The organism is Streptomyces sp. Root1304 (genome assembly GCF_001426405.1).
Classification (GTDB): domain Bacteria; phylum Actinomycetota; class Actinomycetes; order Streptomycetales; family Streptomycetaceae; genus Streptomyces.
On sequence record NZ_LMEP01000002.1, the window covers coordinates 191,716 to 209,943 of the forward strand.

The window sequence follows — 18,228 nt, forward strand, 5'->3', positions numbered from 1 at the left end:
GTCAGCTCCTCTCCGCGGTGCCGCGGCCCTGGGGGGAGGTGGGGGGCAGCGGGTCGGTGCGGGAGACCTGGGTCTCCGGGTAGGCCCGGTGGCCGGGGGCGGTGGGCGGGGCGGGGACCTCGTCGATGTGCGCGGCGGCCTCGATGCGGGCGGCGCAGACCTTGTACTCCGGGATCTTGGAGCGGGGGTCGAGGGCGTCGATGGTGAGGGCGTTGGCCGCGGTGGGGACGGGCCAGTGGTAGGGGATGAAGACGGTGTCGGGGCGGATGGCCTCGGTGACCAGGGCCGGGAAGACCTCGCTGCCCCGGCGGGTGACGACGCGGACGGGGTCGCCGTTGCGGAAGCCGTGGGAGGGGTGGACCTCGACCCAGGGGCGGGGGGTCTGTTCGACGAGGGCGCCGAGCCGGCGGGTCTGGTTGCCGGAGAGGAAGTGGGCGACGGTGCGGCCGGTGGTGAGCGAGAGGGGGTACTCCTCGCTGTACGGGTCCATCGGCGGGTGCCATTCGACGACCTGGAGGTGGATCTTGCCGTCGGGGTGGTAGCTGCGGCCGTCCTCGAAGAGGCGGGGGGTGCCGGGGTGCTCGGTGGTCGGGCAGGGCCAGGCGATGCCGCCGGTCTCCTCCAGGCGTTCGTAGGTGATGCCGTAGTAGTCGTTGACGGTTCCGGCGGAGGCGATACGGAGTTCCTCGAAGACGGAGCGGGAGTCGGGGAACTCGAACTTGTCGCCGGCGCCGAGCCGTTTGGCCAGCTCGCACATGACCCAGGTGTCGGTGCGGACGCCGGCCGGGGGTTCCTGGGCCTTGTTGTGCTTGACGACCCGGGCCTCGGCGTTGGCCATGACGCCCTCGTCCTCGGCCCAGACGGTGACGGGGAAGACCACGTGCGCGTTGGCGGCGGTCTCGGAGAGGAAGAAGTCGAACTGGGCGTGGAACTGGAGGGTGTCGTAGCCGTCCTTGACGGTGGCGTAGTTGGGGAGCGAGACGAAGGGGTTGTTGCAGATGCCGACGAGGCCGCGGATCTCCTCGCGCTGCATCTGCCAGACCATCTCCATCATGGAGGTGCCGGCGGGCGGGAGTTCGGCCTCGTCGATGCCCCAGATCTCGCAGATCTGGCGGCGGTGCTCGGGGTTGGTGATGGAGCGGCCGCCGGGGAGGAGGTCGGACTTCTGGCCGTGTTCACGGCCGCCCTGGCCGTTGCCCTGGCCGGTGATGGTGCCGTAGCCGGCGCCGGGCCTGCCGATGTTCCCGGTGGCGACGCAGAGGTTGATGATGCTGAGGCAGTTCTCGACGCCCTGGGAGTGGTGCTCGACGCCGCGGGCGTGCCAGGCCATGGCCTTGCCCGCGCCGGCGAACATGCGGGCGACCTGGACGATCTGCTCCTCGGGGACGCCGCAGATCTCGGCCGACCTGGCGGGCGGGTAGGCGGCGACGGTCGCCTTGACCTCGGCCCAGCCGGTGGTGTGGGCGGCGAGGTAGGCCTCGTCGGTGAGTCCCTCGGCGACGACGACGTGGAGGACGGCGTTGAAGAAGGCGGAGTCGGTGCCGGGCTTGAGGGCGACGTGGATGTCGGCGGTGCGGGCGACGGCGGTCTCGCGCGGGTCGACGACGATCATGGTGGCGCCCCGGTCGCGGGCTCCCCACAGGTACTGGGTCATGACGGGGAAGCACTCGCCGACGTTGGAGCCCGCGATGAGGAGGCAGTCGGTGAGGAGGATGTCGGAGAAGGGGTTGCCGGCGCGGTCGATGCCGAAGGCGAGTTTGTTGGCCCCGGCGGCGGAGACCATGCAGAGGCGGCCGTTGTAGTCGACGTGCCGGGACTTCAGGGCGACCCGGGCGAACTTGCCGACGAGGTAGGTCTTCTCGGAGTAGAGGCTCGCGCCGCCGAGGAGGCCGAAGGCGTCGTTGCCGTACGCGGCCTGGATGCGGCGGATCTCGGAGACGGTGTGGTCGAGGGCCTCGTCCCAGCTGACCTCGCGGAACTCCTCGTCGCGGTTCAGGCGCATCAGCGGGGCGGTGAGCCGGTCGGGGTGGTTGACCTGCTGGTAGGCGTTGATGCCCTTGGGGCAGAGCCGCATCCGGTTGATGTCGTGGTTGCGGGGCTCGACGCCGAAGACCTTGCCGCCGTGGTCGACGCGGAGGTACATGCCGCACTGGACGCCGCAGAAGCAGCAGTGGGTGGGGACGAGGGTCTCGCCGTTCTGGTCGGCGCGCCAGCGGTCGGCGGGGATGCCGCCGGCGTCCCGGAAGTTGCGGGTGCCGGGCGGGGCGAGGGAGGGGTCGAGCGGCAGCGCCCGGGAGGGGTCGGTCGCGGTCACTTGAAGCCCTTCTTCACGTGGTCGAGGTAGGCGCCGCCGCGCAGGACGCGCTTGCAGCGGGGGCAGTACTCGGCCCATTCGGCGAAGCCGAGGTCGAGGTCGCGCATGGTGCCCTGGAGGTTCTGCACGTACGGGGCGGTGTCGATGGGCTCGTGGCAGCGGCGGCAGGCGAGGACTTCCTCGTCCTTGCGGCGGGAGGTGTACTTGAAGAGCTGCATGCCGACGGCGGCGGGCCGCTGCACGATGTGGAAGAACTTCCCGAACGGGATGTAGATGAGGGTGAAGACCACCGACACCATGTGGAGGATCGCGAGGAACTCGTAGCCTCCGCCGTGCAGGAAGATCGACGAGAAGGTGAGCAGGAGCCCGGTCACGGAGATGACGACGAGGGCGATCAGCGGCACCAGGTCGTAGGCGAAGCGCTGGCCGGTGACGGCTCCGCGGTCCTTCATGCGGCGCCAGAGGAAGTAGGCGGCGCCGGAGATGACGAGGACGGCGGCGATGTCGAGGCCGTGGAACATCAGCCAGCCGAGGACGCTGAGCGAGTCGAAGCCGATGATCTTGAAGCCCCAGATCCGCATCTCGTAGCCGGGGCCCGAGCCGGTGGAGGAGGTGAAGGTGAACCAGCCCCAGGTCAGCGGGAAGGTGATCGCGGCGGCGAGCAGACAGCCCCAGAAGACGAGCTGGTGGGCGGCCCAGCGGGCGTGGGAGCGGGCGCCGAGGAACTTCTGGAAGCCGAGGTAGGTGGCGATCATCTTCGGCAGCGCGGTGGGCGCCCTGCGGAAGTTCGCCGCGGAGAGGAAGGAGCCCCAGCCCTTGCGGAAGAGGCGGCGGGCGCCGGGGGCGGAGATCCAGACGGTGTAGCGGTAGGCGACGCCGAAGGCGAGGAAGACGGTGGCGACGGCGTAGGGCAGGAGGGCCGAGTCGAAGTCGCGGAGCAGACGGCTGCCGAGGACGATCGCGAGGATCAGCAGGACCGAGACGGCGGTCCCGGCGAGGGTGGCGCGGCGGCGGACGGCGGCCGGGGTCTGGGGCGGGGGGCCCGCCGCCGGGTCGCGCGGGCTCCCCCGGCCGGGGGCGTCCGCGACGGTGGCTCCGGTGGCCGGGTCGTCCGGCGGGGGTGTCGGCTCGGCGGTCTGCGGTGGCTCGGTCACGCGGCCACGGTAAGGCTGTACGTGATCTTTTGCCCTGTTTTGGGGGCTTATGGGGTGAGGCATCGCCCGGACGGCGTCCGTGGCGTCGCCGGGGGTCGTCGCGGTGGGGCCCGCCCTCGGACCGCCGCCCTCGTACTGCGGCCCCGGGCCCCGGTCCTCAGATCGCGTTCAGGCCGTGGGCGCGGAAGACCTCGCGGACCTCGGCGACCCGCTCGGGGCTCGGGGACGGGGTGTCGTGCAGGGTGAACGGCTTGGCGAGTGCTTGCCACTTCGCTTCGCCGAGCTTGTGGAAGGGCAGGATGTCCACGCGGGAGACGTTGCCGAGGCCCCCGGCGAAGGCGGCGACGCCCTCCACGTTGGCCGGGTCGTCGGTGAGACCCGGCACGAGGACGAAGCGGACATGGACCTCCTGGCCGAGGTCCGCGAGCCGCCTTGCGAAGTCGAGGGTGGGCCCGAGGGGCCGGCCGGTGACCTTCCGGTACGTCTCGGGGTCCCAGGACTTGATGTCGAGCAGCACCAGGTCGGTGTCGCGCAGCAGGGCGTCGGTGGCGCGGACGCCCAGGAATCCCGAGGTGTCGAGCGCGGTGTGGAAGCCGAGTTCGTGCTTCATGCGGTGGAGGAGTTCACCGGTGAAGGCGGGCTGGAGCAGTGGTTCACCACCGGAGACGGTGGCGCCGCCGCCGGAGGCGGAGATGAAGCGGACGTATTTGCCCGCCTCGGCGATCACGTCGTCGGCGGAGGTGCGCTTGCCGTCGCGCATCTTCCAGGTGTCGGGGTTGTGGCAGTAGAGGCAGGTCAGGGGGCAGCCGGAGAGGAAGGTGACGAAGCGGGTGCCGGGGCCGTCGACGCCGGTGGACAGGTCCCAGGAGTGGACCGAGCCCTCGGAGGGCCGCCGGGTGGCCGCGGCGGCCGGGGTGGCGGGCAGGACCGGGACGTCGGGTCCGAGGAGTACGGCCATGGCGGGGCCTCCGGGAAGGGGTGGAGCGAGGATGTGGGGGTCGGGGCGATGCGCGCGGCTCCGGGGCCCGGGTGAGGGTCGAGGGACCGGGGCCCGGGGCCGCGCGGTTCAGGAACTCGTCGTGACCGGGTGGGTCAGAGCGAGCCGTGGAAGGTGCGGTTCAGGACGTCGAGCTGCTGCTCGCGGGTGAGCCGGACGAAGTTGACCGCGTACCCGGAGACCCGGATGGTCAGCTGCGGGTGGTTCTCCGGGTGCTCCATGGCGTCCGTCAGCACGTCGCGGTTGAGGACGTTGACGTTCATGTGGAAGCCGTCGCCGGCCATGTAGCCGTCGAGGACGCCCGCGAGGTTCCTGATCCGCTCCTCGGGGGTGCGGCCCAGGCCGTCGGGGGTGACGGTGTTGGTCAGCGAGATGCCGTCCTCGGCGTCCTCGTACGGGAGCTTGGCGACCGAGAGGGCCGAGGCCACGTAGCCGTGGGTGTCGCGGCCGTTCATCGGGTTGGCGCCCGGCGAGAAGGGCTCGCCGGCCCGGCGCCCGTCGGGGGTGTTGCCGGTCTTCTTGCCGCAGACGACGTTGGAGGTGATCGTCAGGACGGACTGGGTGTGCTCGGCGTTCCGGTACGTGGGGTGCTTGCGGACCTTCCGCATGAACTCCTCGACCAGCCGGACCGCGATCTCGTCGACGCGCTCGTCGTTGTTGCCGTAGGCCGGGTAGTCGCCCTCGATGACGTAGTCGGTGGCGAGACCGGTCTCGTCGCGGACCGGGCTGACCCTGGCGTACTTCACGGCGGAGAGGGAGTCGGCGGCGACCGAGAGGCCGGCGATGCCGCAGGCCATGGTGCGGCGCACGTCGCGGTCGTGGAGCGCCATCTCGATGCGCTCGTAGGCGTACCGGTCGTGCATGTAGTGGATGACGTTCAGGGCGTGGACGTAGACGCTCGCGAGCCATTCCATCTGCTCGTCGAACCTGGCCATGACCTCGTCGTAGTCGAGGACCTCGGAGGTGAGGGCGCCGGTGGAGGGGCCGACCTGGGCGCCGGACTTCTCGTCCCGGCCGCCGTTGATCGCGTAGAGGAGGGTCTTGGCGAGGTTCACCCGGGCGCCGAAGAACTGCATCTGCTTGCCGACGGGCATCGCCGAGACGCAGCAGGCGATGGCGGTGTCGTCGCCGAAGCGGGGGCGCATCAGCTCGTCCGACTCGTACTGCACGGAGGAGGTGTCGATGGAGACCTTCGCGCAGAACTCCTTGAAGCCCTGGGGCAGCCGCGGCGACCAGAAGACCGTCATGTTCGGCTCGGGGGCCGGGCCGAGGTTGTAGAGGGTCTGGAGGTAGCGGAAGGAGGTCCGGGTGACCAGCGGGCGGCCGTCCTCGCCCATGCCGGCGATGGACTCGGTGACCCAGGTGGGGTCGCCGGAGAACAGCTCGTCGTACTCGGGGGTGCGCAGGAAGCGGACGATGCGGAGCTTGATGATGAAGTCGTCGACGAGTTCCTGGGCCTGTTCCTCGGTGAGGAGACCGGCGTCGATGTCGCGCTGGAGGTAGACGTCGAGGAAGGTGGAGGTGCGGCCGAGGGACATCGCGGCGCCGTTCTGCTCCTTCACGGCGGCGAGGTAGGCGAAGTACAGCCACTGGATCGCCTCGCGGCCCGTGGTGGCGGGGCCGGAGATGTCGTGCCCGTAGGAGGCGGCCATCGCCTTGAGTTCGCCGAGGGCGCGGATCTGCTCCGACAGCTCCTCGCGGAGCCGGATCGTCTCTTCGAGCGAACGGTTCCCGGCGGGGAGGGAGTTGAGTTCCTCCTTCTCCTCCTTCTTCACCTCGACGAGGCGGTCGACGCCGTAGAGGGCGACCCGGCGGTAGTCGCCGATGATGCGGCCGCGGCCGTAGGCGTCGGGGAGTCCGGTGACGATGCCTGCCTTGCGGGCGGCGCGGATCTCGGGGGTGTACGCGTCGAAGACACCGGCGTTGTGGGTCTTGCGGTACTCGGTGAAGACCTTCTCCAGCTCCTGGGAGACCGGGTAGCCGTAGGTCTCCAGGGCGCCGGCGACCATGCGCCAGCCCCCGTAGGGCATGATCGCCCGCTTGAGCGGGGCGTCGGTCTGGAGGCCGACGATCAGGTCCTTCTCGCGGTCGACGTAGCCGGGGGCGTGGGCGGTGATGGTCGAGGGCACGTCGTACGAGACGTCGTAGACGCCCTTCGCGCGCTCCTCGGGGAACTTGTCCGTGATGGCCTTCCACACGGCGGTGGTCCGCTCGGTGGGGCCGGCGAGGAAGGAGGCGTCGCCCTCGTACGGGGTGTAGTTCTGCTGGATGAAGTCGCGGACGTCGATGGCGTCGCGCCAGAGTCCGCCCTTGAAGCCCTTCCGGGCCCGCTCGGTCACCGTTGCCTCAGCAGGAGTCGCAGTCACTGCCCGCACCGCCTTCTTCGAGTCATTCGATCGCGTCGTTGCCTACCTCCATTGCACTCCGTTTGATCGATCATTCCGGTCGGCATTGGTCACCGGCCGACGGCCTTTGGTCCCCTTCCGGGAACGCCGGAAGGCCCCGCCGCGGCGGGACCTTCCTGGAGGGTGCGGCGCGGGGCTCAGCTGGGCGCCTCGGCGTTCTTACGGGCGTAGAACCACCAGGTCACGACCATGCAGCTGACGTAGAAGGCGACGAAGCCCCACATCGCGCTGGTCACCGCCACCGAGCCGAACAGGGCCGGGATGAAGAAGAAGCCGTAGGCGGCGATGGCCGAGGTGAAGCCGGTGACCGCGCCGGACTCCATCTCCGCCTGCTTCAGCGCCCTGGCGTGCTCCGGGGTGCCTTCCTCCAGGCCCTTGAGGTGGGTGCCGCGGAAGATCACCGGGATCTGGCGGAAGGTGGAGCCGTTGCCGATGCCGGAGAAGAAGAACGCGGCGAGGAAGCAGAAGAAGAAGCCGTAGAACGAGCCGCCGTCACCGCCCGAGGGCAGGAAGTCGATCACGCCGACGATCGAGACGGCCATGCCCACGAAGGACAGGATGGTGACCCGGGCGCCGCCCCACTTGTCGGCGATCCAGCCGCCGCCCCAGCGGGCGAGCGCGCCCACGGCGGGGCCCATCCAGGCGTAGGTGGCGACCGAGTAGTCCGGGAACGTGGTCTTGATCAGCATCGGCAGGGCGGCGGCGAAGCCGATGAAGGAGCCGAAGGTGCCGACGTACAGCCAGGTCATCAGCCAGTTGTGCTTGCGCTTGAAGATGATCTTCTGCCGGCTGAAGGGGGTCGACGCGACCTTCAGGTCGTTCTGCCCGAACCAGGCGACGGCGGCGAGGATCAGCAGGATCGGGACCCAGAGGAACGCGGCGTTCTGCAGGTGGACGGGGGTGCCGTCGGCCTTGTGCTGGGCGGAACCGATCGCGATGGTCGACCAGGTGATGACGATCGGGGTGAGCAGCTGGACGACGGAGACGCCGAGGTTGCCGAGACCGCCGTTGATGCCGGTCGCGCTGCCTTTCTTCGCCTTCGGGAAGAAGAAGCCGATGTTGGCGAGGGAGGAGGCGAAGTTCGCGCCGCCGATGCCGCAGAGGGCGGCGATGGCGACCATCACGCCGTACGGGGTCGTCGGGTCCTGGATGGCGATGCCGAGCCAGATCAGCGGCACGACCAGGACGGCCGTCGACAGCGCGGTGAAGCGGCGCTGGCCGACCATCGGGCCGAGGAAGGTGTAGAAGATCCGGGCCGTGCCGCCGGTCAGGCCGGGGATCGCCGTCAGCCAGAACAGCTGGGAGGTCGAGAAGCCGAACCCGACGTCCTTGAGGTTGGTCGCGGTGACCGACCACACCTGCCAGACGACGAAGGCCACCAGGAGCGCGGGCACGGCGATCCACAGGTTGCGGGTGGCGACCTTCTTGCCGATCGACTTCCAGAAGAGCTCGTTCTCGGGCTCCCAGTCGGTGATCGGCCTGCCGGGGCGGTACTGCTCCGTGTCGTACGAGGCGGTCGTCCCGCCCGTCGTTCTGCTGTCCTGGACTACGGAACTCATGGCGCTTCCCTGACTTCCCTGACGTTCTCGAGGCTTCGAGGCTTCGACGTTCCCGCTGCTTCGACGATCTCCCGAGGCTTCGCTTGCCCTTCCAGGCTGCGCGGCGGGACAGGGAGTTCGTGAGTGCCGATGGTCGCCGGGCGGGCGGGCGTCGGTCGCCCGTCCGGCGGACTTAGGGCCTGTCAGTGACGGGACGGAGGGACGGGCAGCACCGGCAGGGAGACCGCCTGGGTCGTCGAGGCAGGCGCCGTCCGCCCGAAGCCCGAGCCCGCCCACGCCCGAGCCTCCCGAGATCCACACCGCCCGGTGTCCCTACCACGCGCGGCGCCGGGCCGTCGCGCGTGGCACGTGCGTGGGAGGGCCTTCCGCTCTGGTGTGCTGGGGTCATGACACAACCGTTCCTCCCCCTCACCGCGCGCTCCCGCGAGGAGTCGCACCGGGCGTCCACGCCCCTGGAGCTCTTCTTCGACCTCTGTTTCGTCGTGGCCGTCGCCCAGGCGGGCGCCGAACTCGTCCACGCGGTCGCCGAGGGCCACGCCGGAGAGGGGATCATCAACTACGCGATGATCTTCTTCGCGATCTGGTGGGCGTGGATGAACTTCACCTGGTTCGCCTCCGCCTACGACAACGACGACGTCCTGTACCGCGTCATCACCCTCCTCCAGATCGCCGGCGTGCTCGTCCTCGCCGCCGGGGTCTCGCGGGCCTTCGAGGAGCACGACTTCCTCGTCGTCTACCTCGGCTACCTCGTGATGCGGCTCGCGCTCGCCTCGCAGTGGCTGCGCGCCGCGTACCACGCCACCGACCCCGTCGAGCGGACGATGTGCCTGCGCTACGCGGGCGGGGTCGTCACCGTCCAGATCGGCTGGCTCGCCCTGCTCCTCGCGCCGGAACCGGCCCGCCCGTGGGTCTTCCTGGTCATGGCGCTGGCCGAGATGGCCGTGCCCCTGTACGCGGAGAAGGACGAGCCCAGCACCTGGCACCCGCACCACATCGCCGAGCGGTACGGCCTGTTCACCATCATCGTGCTGGGCGAGACCGTCGCCGCCGCGACGGTCGCCGTGAAGACCGGCATCGCCGAGAACGACGCCCTCGGCGAGGTCCTCCCGATCGCCGCCGGCGGTCTGCTGCTCGTGTTCGCCGCCTGGTGGATCTACTTCGTCGCCCCCGCCCACGACCGGCTCACCTCCAGCCGCCAGGGCTTCCTGTGGGGCTACGGCCACTACGTGATCTTCGCGTCGGCCGCCGCGGTCGGCGCGGGCCTGGAGATCGCCGTCGAACAGGCCGTGGGCAAGGCGCACATCTCCGCGCTCGCCGCCGCGTCGTCGGTGACGATCCCGTCCGCGGTGTTCCTGATGTCGGTGTGGCTGCTCCACGCGCGCTACTTCAAGATCGGCCTGGCCCAGCAGCTGGTGCTGCCCGTCACGGCGCTCGCGATCCTGCTGTGCTCCTTCGCGGGCCGCTGGGCGGTCCTGGCGGCGGGCCTGGTGGCGGCGGTCTCGGTCGCGATCGGAGTGACGCTGACGGCGTCGAACCCGGCGACGCGGGGGGACGGCGGAAGCACGGGAGCGGATACGGATACGGGTACGGGTACGGGTACGGGTACGGGCGCTGGTACGGACACCGGCACCGGCACCGGTTCCGCCCCGGGGGCCACGCGCTCCTGAACCGCCGCTCCCTGCGCGACAATCCGGCCCATGGTCTTCCGTATCCTCGGCCCGCTCGCCGTGTCCGACACCACCGGCACCCCGATACCCCTCGCCGGCGGCCCCAAGGTGCGCGCACTGCTCGTCCTGCTGCTCCTCGACGCGGGCCGGACGGCACCCGTGGAGCGGCTCGTCGACGGCCTGTACGGGGAGACTCCGCCGGCCGGGGCCGCGGGCGCCCTCCAGGCCCAGGTCTCCCGGCTCCGCCGGGTGCTCCCGCCGGACGCGACGGTCGAGTTCTCCCCCGCCGGATACCGGCTGCGCCTCGCGGACCCGGCGGAGGCGGTCGACGCGCTCCGGTTCGAGCGGCTGGCGCGGGAGGGCGCGCGGGCGCGGGCGGCGGGGGACCCCGTACGCGCGCGTGTACTGCTGCGCGAGGCGCTCGGGCTGTGGCGGGGGCCGGCGCTCGCGGACGTACGGGACGCGCCCTTCGCCGGGGGCGCGGCGGCGCGGCTCGAAGGGCTGCGCCTGGACGCGGTGGAGGAGTGTGCGGCGGCCGAGCTGGCGGTCGGCGGTGACCCGGCCGTACTCGCCGGGGAGTTGGACGGGGCGGCCCGGGAGCATCCGCTGCGGGAGCGGCTCCGGGGGCTCCAGATGCGGGCGCTGGCCGCGTCGGGGCGGCAGGCGGAGGCGCTGGCGGTGTACGAGGAGGTACGGGCGGCGCTCGCCGGGGAGCTGGGGGCGGATCCGTCGCCCGAGCTGTCCGCCGTCCACCTGGACCTGCTGCGGGGCGGCGGCTAGATGGCCGGACGGACCACAGCGTCACCGCGGACGGTTCCGCTGCTCCCGGCGCCGCTGACCGACTTCGTCGGCCGGGAACGGGAACGGGAGCGGCTGGCCTCGCTGGTGACGGCCGCGCGGCTGGTGACCCTGGTGGGTCCGGGCGGCGCGGGCAAGACGCGGCTGGCGCTGGAGGTGGGCGCGGAACTCCCGGGCGAGGTCGGGTTCGTGGACCTGGGGGCGGTCGCGGGGGCGGGCGGGGGAACCGCGGGAGGGGCGTCCACGGGAGAGGGGTCCGGGGACGTGTCCGCCGCGTTCGCCGCGGCGCTCGGGCTGCGGGGCGAGGCCCGGCCGGAGACGGCGCTGGCCGGACGGCCGGTGCTGCTGATCGTGGACAACTGCGAGCACGTCGTCGCCGAGGCCGCCGTCCTCGTACGGCGGCTGCTCGCCGCCTGTCCGTCCCTCCGGGTCCTCACGACGAGCCGGGAGGCGCTCGGCATCACCGGCGAGTCGCTCCTGCCGCTCGGGGCGCTCGCCCCGGAGGCGGCGCAGGAACTGTTCGTCCGCCGGGCGGCGGCCGTACGGCCCGGATTCACGGGGCACGCGCGCGTGGCGGAACTCTGCGCGGGGCTCGACGGGCTCCCGCTGGCCGTCGAACTCGCGGCGGCGCGGCTGCGGTCGCTGTCCGTGGAGGAACTCGCGGACGGCCTCGGCGAGCGTTTCGAGCTGCTGTCGCGCGGTGACCGCACCGCCCCGGAACGGCACCGTACGCTCCGCGCGGTGGTCGACTGGAGCTGGTCGCTGCTGGAGCCGGAGGAACGGGAACTGGCCGCCCGCCTCTCGGTGTTCCGGGGCGGCGCCACGGCGGAGGCGGTGGCCGCGGTGTGCGGGGCGGGGCGCGGGGCGCTCGCGTCGCTCGTGGAGAAGTCGCTCGTGGAGGTGCGGGACGGCCGCTACCGGATGCTGGAGACGATCCGCGCGCACGCGGCGGAGCGGCTCCCGGAGGGGGACCCGGCGGTCGCCGCGCATCACGCGTACTACCGGGCGCTCGCGGAGACGGCCGACCCCGAGCTACGGGGTCCGGCCCAACTGGAGTGGCTGACCCGCCTGGACGAGGAGGACGCGAACCTCCGGGCGGCCCTGCGCAGCTCCACCCCGGAGGAGGGCCTGCGCCTGGTGGCCACGCTGACCCCGTACTGGTGGCTCCGCGGCCTCAGGGCGCGGGTGGCGCCCCTGGCAGCGGATCTTCTGGACCGTTTGGCGGGCTCGGAGGGCGCGGTCCCGAGGCCCGGCCCGGGCGCGAGGACGCAGGCCCGGCCACGCGCCGACGCCGACCCGGCGGCCGGGGTCGGCGCGGCGGCCGGCGTCGGCGCGGCAGTCCTCGGCCCTCTCGCCGAGGAGTACGCGCTCTGCGTGCTCGCCGCCGGGCTGCGGGACGGCGTCCACGTCGAGCGGGCCCGGGAGCTCCTCCTCGCCCGGCCCTCCCCGCTCCGTCAGCCCTACACCGCCTTCCTCTGGTCGACCGCCATCGGTCCCCTCGACGGGATCCGGCTCGCCGGCGACCCCTGGTCCCGGTCCCTGGGGCTCGTCGGGCGCGCCCACCTGGCCGCCGTACCCGCCGAGGCCGAGGTGCTGCTCACCGACGCCCTCGCCGGGTTCCGCGCGCTCGGTGAGCGCTGGGGGACGGCCACCGCCCTCGAAGGGCTCGCCGCGCTCTCGGAGCGGCCCCTGCCGCTCCTCGCGGAGGCCCTCGCGCTCTTCGAGTCGCTGGGTGTCGCCGAGGACGTCGTCGACCTCCTCCTGCGGCGCGCGGACCTCCACGAAGCCGCGGGCGACCCGGAGTCGGCGGCATCCGACCGCACGCGCGCGCGGGACACCGCCCGCCGCGCCGGTCTCTCCGACCCGACCGCCCCACCGTCCCCGTGACCGCCACAGACCGCCCCACCGCTCCCGTGACCGCCACCGGCCGCACCACCGTCCCCGTGGCCACCACCGACCGCCCCACCGTCCCCGTGACCGCCACCGGCCGGGCCTTCGTCGTCGTCTCCGGGCTGCCCGCGAGCGGGAAGAGCACCCTCGCCCGCGGGCTCGCCGCCCGCCTCGGTCTCCCCCTCCTCGACAAGGACGTGATCCTGGAGGCCCTGTACGACTCCCTCGGCGTCGGCGACCAGGGCTGGCGGCACCGGTTGAGCCGGGCCGCCGACGACGTCCTGTACGCCCTCGCCGCCGACGCCGGGCGCGCCGTCCTCGTCAACTGGTGGCACCGCGACACCGCCCCCGACCGCCTCCGCGCACTCGGCGGCACCCTCGTCGAGGTGCACTGCGCCTGCGACCCCACCCTGGTCACCGAGCGGTTCCGCACGCGCGCACGGCATCCCGGCCATCTCGACCACGAACTCGGCCCCCAGCAGCTCCGCGACCGCGTCGCCGCCTGGGCCGCCCGCCCCGGACCCCTCGGACTCGGCCCGGACGGTACGCCCGGCGCCCGGCCCCTCGTCGTCGACACCAACCGGCCCGTCGGCGCCGACGCCCTCGCCCGGCTCGCCCGCGAGGTCCGTCTCGCCCTCCCCGCGACGACGCCAGGGGCCGGGACCCGTCCCACCGGCCACGGCTGACGGCCACCGGCCCCGCCCCGGCCGACGACCGCCCGCCCGCCCGCCCGGACGCCCGGACGCGCCGTCAGCGCCCGTCAGCCGGCCGTCAGTCCCTCGTCAGCGGTCCCCGCGAAGGTTCACCCGTGCCCCGGGAGAGCCCGGGGAGACGAAACCGAGGAGACCACCATGACGCAGCACTCCACCACCGGCACCACCCCCCGCACCGCCCTCGTCACCGGCTCCTCCCGCGGTATCGGGCGGGCCGTCGCGCGGCGGCTCGCCGCCGACGGGATGGTCGTCGCCGTGCACTACGGGCACGACGCCGCCGCCGCTCAGGAGACCGTCGACCTGATCCTGCGGGACGGCGGCCGGGCCTTCTCCGTCGGTGCCGACCTGGCCTCGCACGAGGGCGTGCTCGCGCTCGTCGAGGGCGTACGGGCCGGGCTCGCCGCCCACACGGGGGAGGCCGCGCTCGACGTCCTCGTCAACAACGCCGCCGCGACGACCTCGGGCGGGCACCTCGCGGACGAGACCCCGGAGGCCTTCGACCGCGTCTTCGCCGTCAACGTTCGGGCGCCGTACTTCCTCGTGCAGGGACTGCTGCCCGTGCTCAGGGACGGTGGCCGGATCGTCAACATCGGCTCGGCCGTCACCCGGATCGCACTCGCCGACGAGCTGGCGTACGCGATGTCGAAGGGGGCGATGGAGACCTTCACCCGTACCCTCGCCAACGTCGTCGGGGAGCGCCGGATCACCGTCAACACGGTCGCCCCCGGCCCGACGCAGACCGCGAACCTCACCGCCGCCATGGCGGCGATGCCCGCGCTGGAGGGGATGCTGATCGCCGGTCAGGCGCTGCCGTGGGTCGGGCAGCCCGAGGACGTCGCCGACCCGGTCTCCTTCCTCGCCTCGGAGGACGGCCGGTGGATCACGGGCACGGTGATCGACGCCTCGGGCGGTACGTACCTCGGCCCCAAGCGCTGACCCGGTCCCCGTGGTAGGCAAGGGACATGACAGAGCCCGAGCAGACGCGCGGACGGCACGACGGGGTCGACGGGATCACCGGGACCGACGGGATCACCGATGTGGGCGGGCTGCGCGTGGGGCACGCGCGCGTGGCCGGGCCCCGGGCGCTCAGCGGCACCACCGTGGTGCTGGCCCCGGCGGGCGGGATGGTCGCCGCCGTGGACGTACGGGGCGGCGGACCGGGGACGCGGGAGACGGACGCGCTCGACCCGAGGAACGTCGTCCAGCGCATCGACGCGGTCGTCCTGACCGGCGGCAGCGCGTACGGCCTGGACTCCGCCGCCGGGGTGATGGCCTGGCTGGAGGAGCGTCACCGGGGCGTGCGCGTGGGCCCCGACCCCGCCCATGTGGTGCCGGTGGTACCCGCGGCGTGCGTCTTCGACCTGGGCAGGGGCGGCGACTTCGCGGCCCGCCCGGACGCGGCCACGGGGCGGGCCGCGGTCGCGGCGGCCGACGCGAGCGGTGACCACGCGCGCGTGGAGACGGGCGCGGTCGGCGCGGGCACCGGCGCCGTCGTCGGCGGGCTGCGGGGCGGTGTGGGGACGGCGAGCACGGTCCTGGAGTCGGGGATCACGGTCGGCGCGCTGGTGGTGGTGAACGCGGTGGGCTCGGCCCTCGACCCGGCCACCGGCGTCCTGTACGGGAGTTGCTTCACGGGCGACGGGCCGCCGGTCTTCCCCGGGGCCGAGGTGCACGAGGCGGCCGTACGGCGGCTCGCCGAGGCGCGGGCCGCCGCGGCCCCGCCCCCGCTGAACACCACGCTCGCCGTCGTCGCGACGGACGCCGTGCTCACGCGCGCGCAGGCGCAGAAGGTGGCCGGCACCGCGCACGACGGCATCGCGCGCGCGGTGCGCCCGGTGCACCTGATGAACGACGGCGACACCGTCTTCGCGCTCGCCACCGGACGGCGCGAACTGCCGGAGGGACCGGGTCCGCTCGCCCTGAACGAGATCCTCGCGGCGGGCGCGGACCTGGTGACCCGGGCGATCGTCCGGGCGGTGCTCGCGGCCCCCGGCGGGCTGCGCGGGCCGGGCGGCGACTTCCCCTCGTACGGCGAGCTGTACGCGCCCGGGGGTGGTCCGTACTCCCCTGTGAACCAAGGGAGTTGAAAGAAAAGGGAAAGGGAGGCGAAAAGGAGCGGACGGGGACGGGCCGGGAACTTCCGTCGCACGCCCTTCGTTTTCCGGAACCCCGGACACGATGTCAGACCCAGGGACTACGTTAAGCAAGCACCAAGTGACATGCGGCGACGGCCTGGAGACCCTCTTGAACGATCCGCAGGATCCTCACGATCCCTACGAGACGACCGAGACGCACCTTGAGCGGCTCCTCGGCCGGGCGCTCAACTCCTTCGACCTGCCCGACTCGACCGTCGAGCGCCTCGGCACGGCGCTCGCGCACTCCACCGCGCTGCACTCCTCGCACCACAGCGCGTCGCTGCACCGCTCCACCTACCGCCATACGTACCTGCTCGGCGACGGCAGCGCGCTCTCCCTCTGGGAGATCACGCACAACGCCGGGCGGGACGGCGCCGAGCAGCACGAGCTGTACGCGGAGGAGGCCGAGGCCCGGCTCGCCGCCTCCCGGCTCCCGACCGGACCGCTGCCCGGCTGGACCGCCGAGCGCTCCGACGGCCGCGCCCTCGACGAGGACGACGACATGGAGCTGCTGAGCGCCCTGCTCGCCCGCCCGATACCCGCCCAGCCCCGGATGTACGTGCCGGACAACTCCGCCGACCACGCGCGCCGCGTCCTGCGGCGCGCGGAGAACGCGGACCGGCCGGGTGAGCGGACGGCCCGCCGGCTCCGGCTGGCCTTCGCGCACCACATCACCCAGGCCTTCGGGCGCCACTGCCCGGTGGAGGGCGGCCGGGACGCCGGGTTCACCCTCTACGAGCACCAGTTCCTGCTGCTGGACGGCAGCGAGATCAGCCTCTGGGAGGTCGAGCACACGGCGACGCCGGACGGCCGGCACATGTGCGAGGTGTACGAGAGCGAGCGCGCGGCCCGCGAGGCGATGGAGTCCCGCTCCCGCGTCCGCTGACGCGACCGGCCTCAGGAAGCGGCCGGACAGCCGCGAGGGGCCCCGTCCCCGGGACGCATCCCGGGGGCGGGGCCCCTCCGCCGCCTCACCGCGCTCAGTGCGCTCAGTGCGTGAGCGCCGGCTCCTTCTCGACCACGGTCCCCGTCCCGGTCCCGGTCTCCGTCTCGGCGTCGTCGCCGCCCTCCAGGTGCTGCTTCGGCTTCGCCGGAAGCGCGAACATCACCAGGAAGATCACGGCGAGCACAGCCGCGACCCAGCCCATCGCGTTCTGGAAGGCGTCCGCGAACGCCGCCCCCGCCTCGGCCGGGGACTTCGGGGCCGGCTTGCCGTCGATCACACCGAAGAAGACCACCGACACCAGGCCGAGACCCAGCGCGTTGCCCATCTGACCGGTCGTGTTGATCAGGCCCGAGGCCGAACCCGCGTGCTCCTTCGGCACCTCCGAGAGCACCGCGTCCGTCAGCGGCGCCACGATCAGGCCCATGCCCAGACCCATGACCACCAGCGGCGGGATCATCTGCCAGGGCTCGATCCCGGTGCCGTAGCGCCCGGCCTCGAAGAGGTAGAGCAGCACGCCCGCGATCATCGTCAGCGCGCCCGTCTGGAGCACCTTCCGGCCGAAGCGCGGCACCAGCTTCTGCACCGACATGCCCGCCGCCACCGACACGGCGATCGAGAACGGCACGCCCGTCAGACCCGCCTTCAGCGGGCTCCAGCCCAGGCCGATCTGCATGTACAGCGTCCAGACCAGGAAGAAGATGCCGAGCACGACGCCGAAGGTCAGCTGTACGGCGATGCCGGCGGCGAAGCTCTTCACCTTGAACAGCGACAGCTCGACGAGCGGCGAGCCGTCCTTCTTCGTCTTGTACTTCTCGTACGCCACGAGCGCCCCGAAGACGAGCACGCTGCCGGCCATCATCAGGTGGCCCCACAGCGGCCAGTCCAGCTCACGGCCGCGCGTCAGCGGGTAGACCAGCATCAGCAGCGCGGCCGTCACCAGGAGCACGCCCACCATGTCGAGCTTGAGCGCCTTCGGCGCCTTCGACTCGGTGATGAACTTCCGGCCCAGGACCAGCGCGGCGACGCCGACCGGCAGGTTGATCAGGAAGATCGGGCGCCACTCCAGGCCCGCGATGTTCCACTGGGTGAGCAGCGCGCCGAGCAGCGGGCCGGAGACCGCGCCGAGGCCGATGATCGCGCCGAACATCCCGAAGACCTTGCCGCGCTCGTGCGCCGGGAAGGTGACGTGGATGATCGAAAGGACCTGCGGCACCATCATCGCGGCGGCCGCGCCCTGGAGCAGGCGGGAGCCGACCAGCATCTCCTGGTTGGCCGCGAAGCCGCAGAGCGCCGAGGCGAGGGTGAAGCCGGCGGTGCCGAGCAGGAAGAGGCGCTTGCGGCCGTAGATGTCACCGAGCCGTCCGCCGGTGATCAGACCGGCGGCGAACGCGAGCGCGTACCCGGCGGTGATCCACTGGATGGCCCCGAACGAGGCGCCGAGGTCCTTCTCGATGCTGGGGATCGCGATGTTGACGATCGTGGCGTCGACCAGGTCCATGAAGGCGGCGGTCATGACGATGGCGAGGGCGATCCAGCGCCTCTTGTCGCTGGCCGCGGCGGCTTCCGTGGCGGCGTCGTGTGAACTCATACGAAGAAGATAAGAGCCAACTAGGTCAGGTCATGTCCTAGATGAGCCGCATCCTGGGTGAC

13 protein-coding genes are annotated in these 18,228 nt (G+C 72.4%); 7 read left to right on the forward strand and 6 right to left on the reverse strand.

The annotated features are described in order from the left end of the window. Window position 1: 1 nt before the first annotated feature. The 5 genes from ASD33_RS05870 to ASD33_RS05890 form a co-directional block, all read right to left on the reverse strand. Window positions 2-2,314, reverse strand: coding sequence for a molybdopterin oxidoreductase family protein (locus ASD33_RS05870; protein WP_056554406.1), 2,313 nt, complete (start codon window positions 2,312-2,314; stop codon window positions 2-4). Then, a complete protein-coding gene (locus ASD33_RS05875) occupies window positions 2,311-3,288 on the reverse strand; it encodes an MFS transporter (protein ID WP_242426958.1) in 978 nt (325 codons plus the stop codon). Before ASD33_RS05875 ends, ASD33_RS05870 begins: the two co-directional genes overlap by 4 nt. Before the next feature lie 337 nt (window positions 3,289-3,625). Continuing rightward, window positions 3,626-4,426, reverse strand: coding sequence for a pyruvate formate-lyase-activating protein (gene pflA / locus ASD33_RS05880; protein ID WP_056554412.1), 801 nt, complete (start codon window positions 4,424-4,426; stop codon window positions 3,626-3,628). A gap of 134 nt (window positions 4,427-4,560) precedes the next feature. Next, window positions 4,561-6,804, reverse strand: coding sequence for a formate C-acetyltransferase (gene pflB / locus ASD33_RS05885; protein WP_242426939.1), 2,244 nt, complete (start codon window positions 6,802-6,804; stop codon window positions 4,561-4,563). A 203-nt stretch (window positions 6,805-7,007) separates the two neighbouring features. After that, complete coding sequence (locus ASD33_RS05890) at window positions 7,008-8,429, reverse strand: MFS transporter (protein WP_242426941.1); 1,422 nt, start codon at window positions 8,427-8,429, stop codon at window positions 7,008-7,010. A 386-nt stretch (window positions 8,430-8,815) separates the two neighbouring features. On the opposite strand from ASD33_RS05890, the gene ASD33_RS05895 reads away from it, so the two are divergent. The 7 genes from ASD33_RS05895 (at window position 8,816) to ASD33_RS05925 (ending at window position 16,518) form a co-directional block, all read left to right on the forward strand. Beyond that, entirely contained in the window at window positions 8,816-10,096 is a 1,281-nt protein-coding gene (locus tag ASD33_RS05895; protein ID WP_079044584.1) for a low temperature requirement protein A, read from the forward strand. 30 nt (window positions 10,097-10,126) lie between these two features. Then, window positions 10,127-10,876: an AfsR/SARP family transcriptional regulator gene (locus ASD33_RS35695; RefSeq protein ID WP_056554420.1), complete on the forward strand. Its 750-nt coding sequence runs from the start codon at window positions 10,127-10,129 to the stop codon at window positions 10,874-10,876. Continuing rightward, entirely contained in the window at window positions 10,877-12,781 is a 1,905-nt protein-coding gene (locus ASD33_RS35390) for a hypothetical protein (RefSeq protein ID WP_056554423.1), read from the forward strand. After that, complete coding sequence (locus ASD33_RS05910; RefSeq protein WP_157869996.1) at window positions 12,778-13,470, forward strand: AAA family ATPase; 693 nt, start codon at window positions 12,778-12,780, stop codon at window positions 13,468-13,470. The genes ASD33_RS35390 and ASD33_RS05910 overlap by 4 nt, the downstream gene beginning before the upstream one ends. A gap of 165 nt (window positions 13,471-13,635) precedes the next feature. Next, window positions 13,636-14,433 (forward strand): SDR family oxidoreductase, encoded by a 798-nt coding sequence (locus ASD33_RS05915; RefSeq protein WP_056554429.1) that lies wholly within the window; start codon window positions 13,636-13,638, stop codon window positions 14,431-14,433. 26 nt (window positions 14,434-14,459) lie between these two features. After that, window positions 14,460-15,584: a P1 family peptidase gene (locus ASD33_RS05920; protein ID WP_056554433.1), complete on the forward strand. Its 1,125-nt coding sequence runs from the start codon at window positions 14,460-14,462 to the stop codon at window positions 15,582-15,584. A 91-nt stretch (window positions 15,585-15,675) separates the two neighbouring features. Continuing rightward, window positions 15,676-16,518, forward strand: coding sequence for a DUF6227 family protein (locus ASD33_RS05925; protein ID WP_242426945.1), 843 nt, complete (start codon window positions 15,676-15,678; stop codon window positions 16,516-16,518). A 103-nt stretch (window positions 16,519-16,621) separates the two neighbouring features. Here ASD33_RS05925 and ASD33_RS05930 read toward each other — a convergent pair whose 3' ends face one another. Continuing rightward, entirely contained in the window at window positions 16,622-18,166 is a 1,545-nt protein-coding gene (locus ASD33_RS05930; protein ID WP_056554439.1) for an MFS transporter, read from the reverse strand. Window positions 18,167-18,228 lie beyond the last annotated feature (62 nt).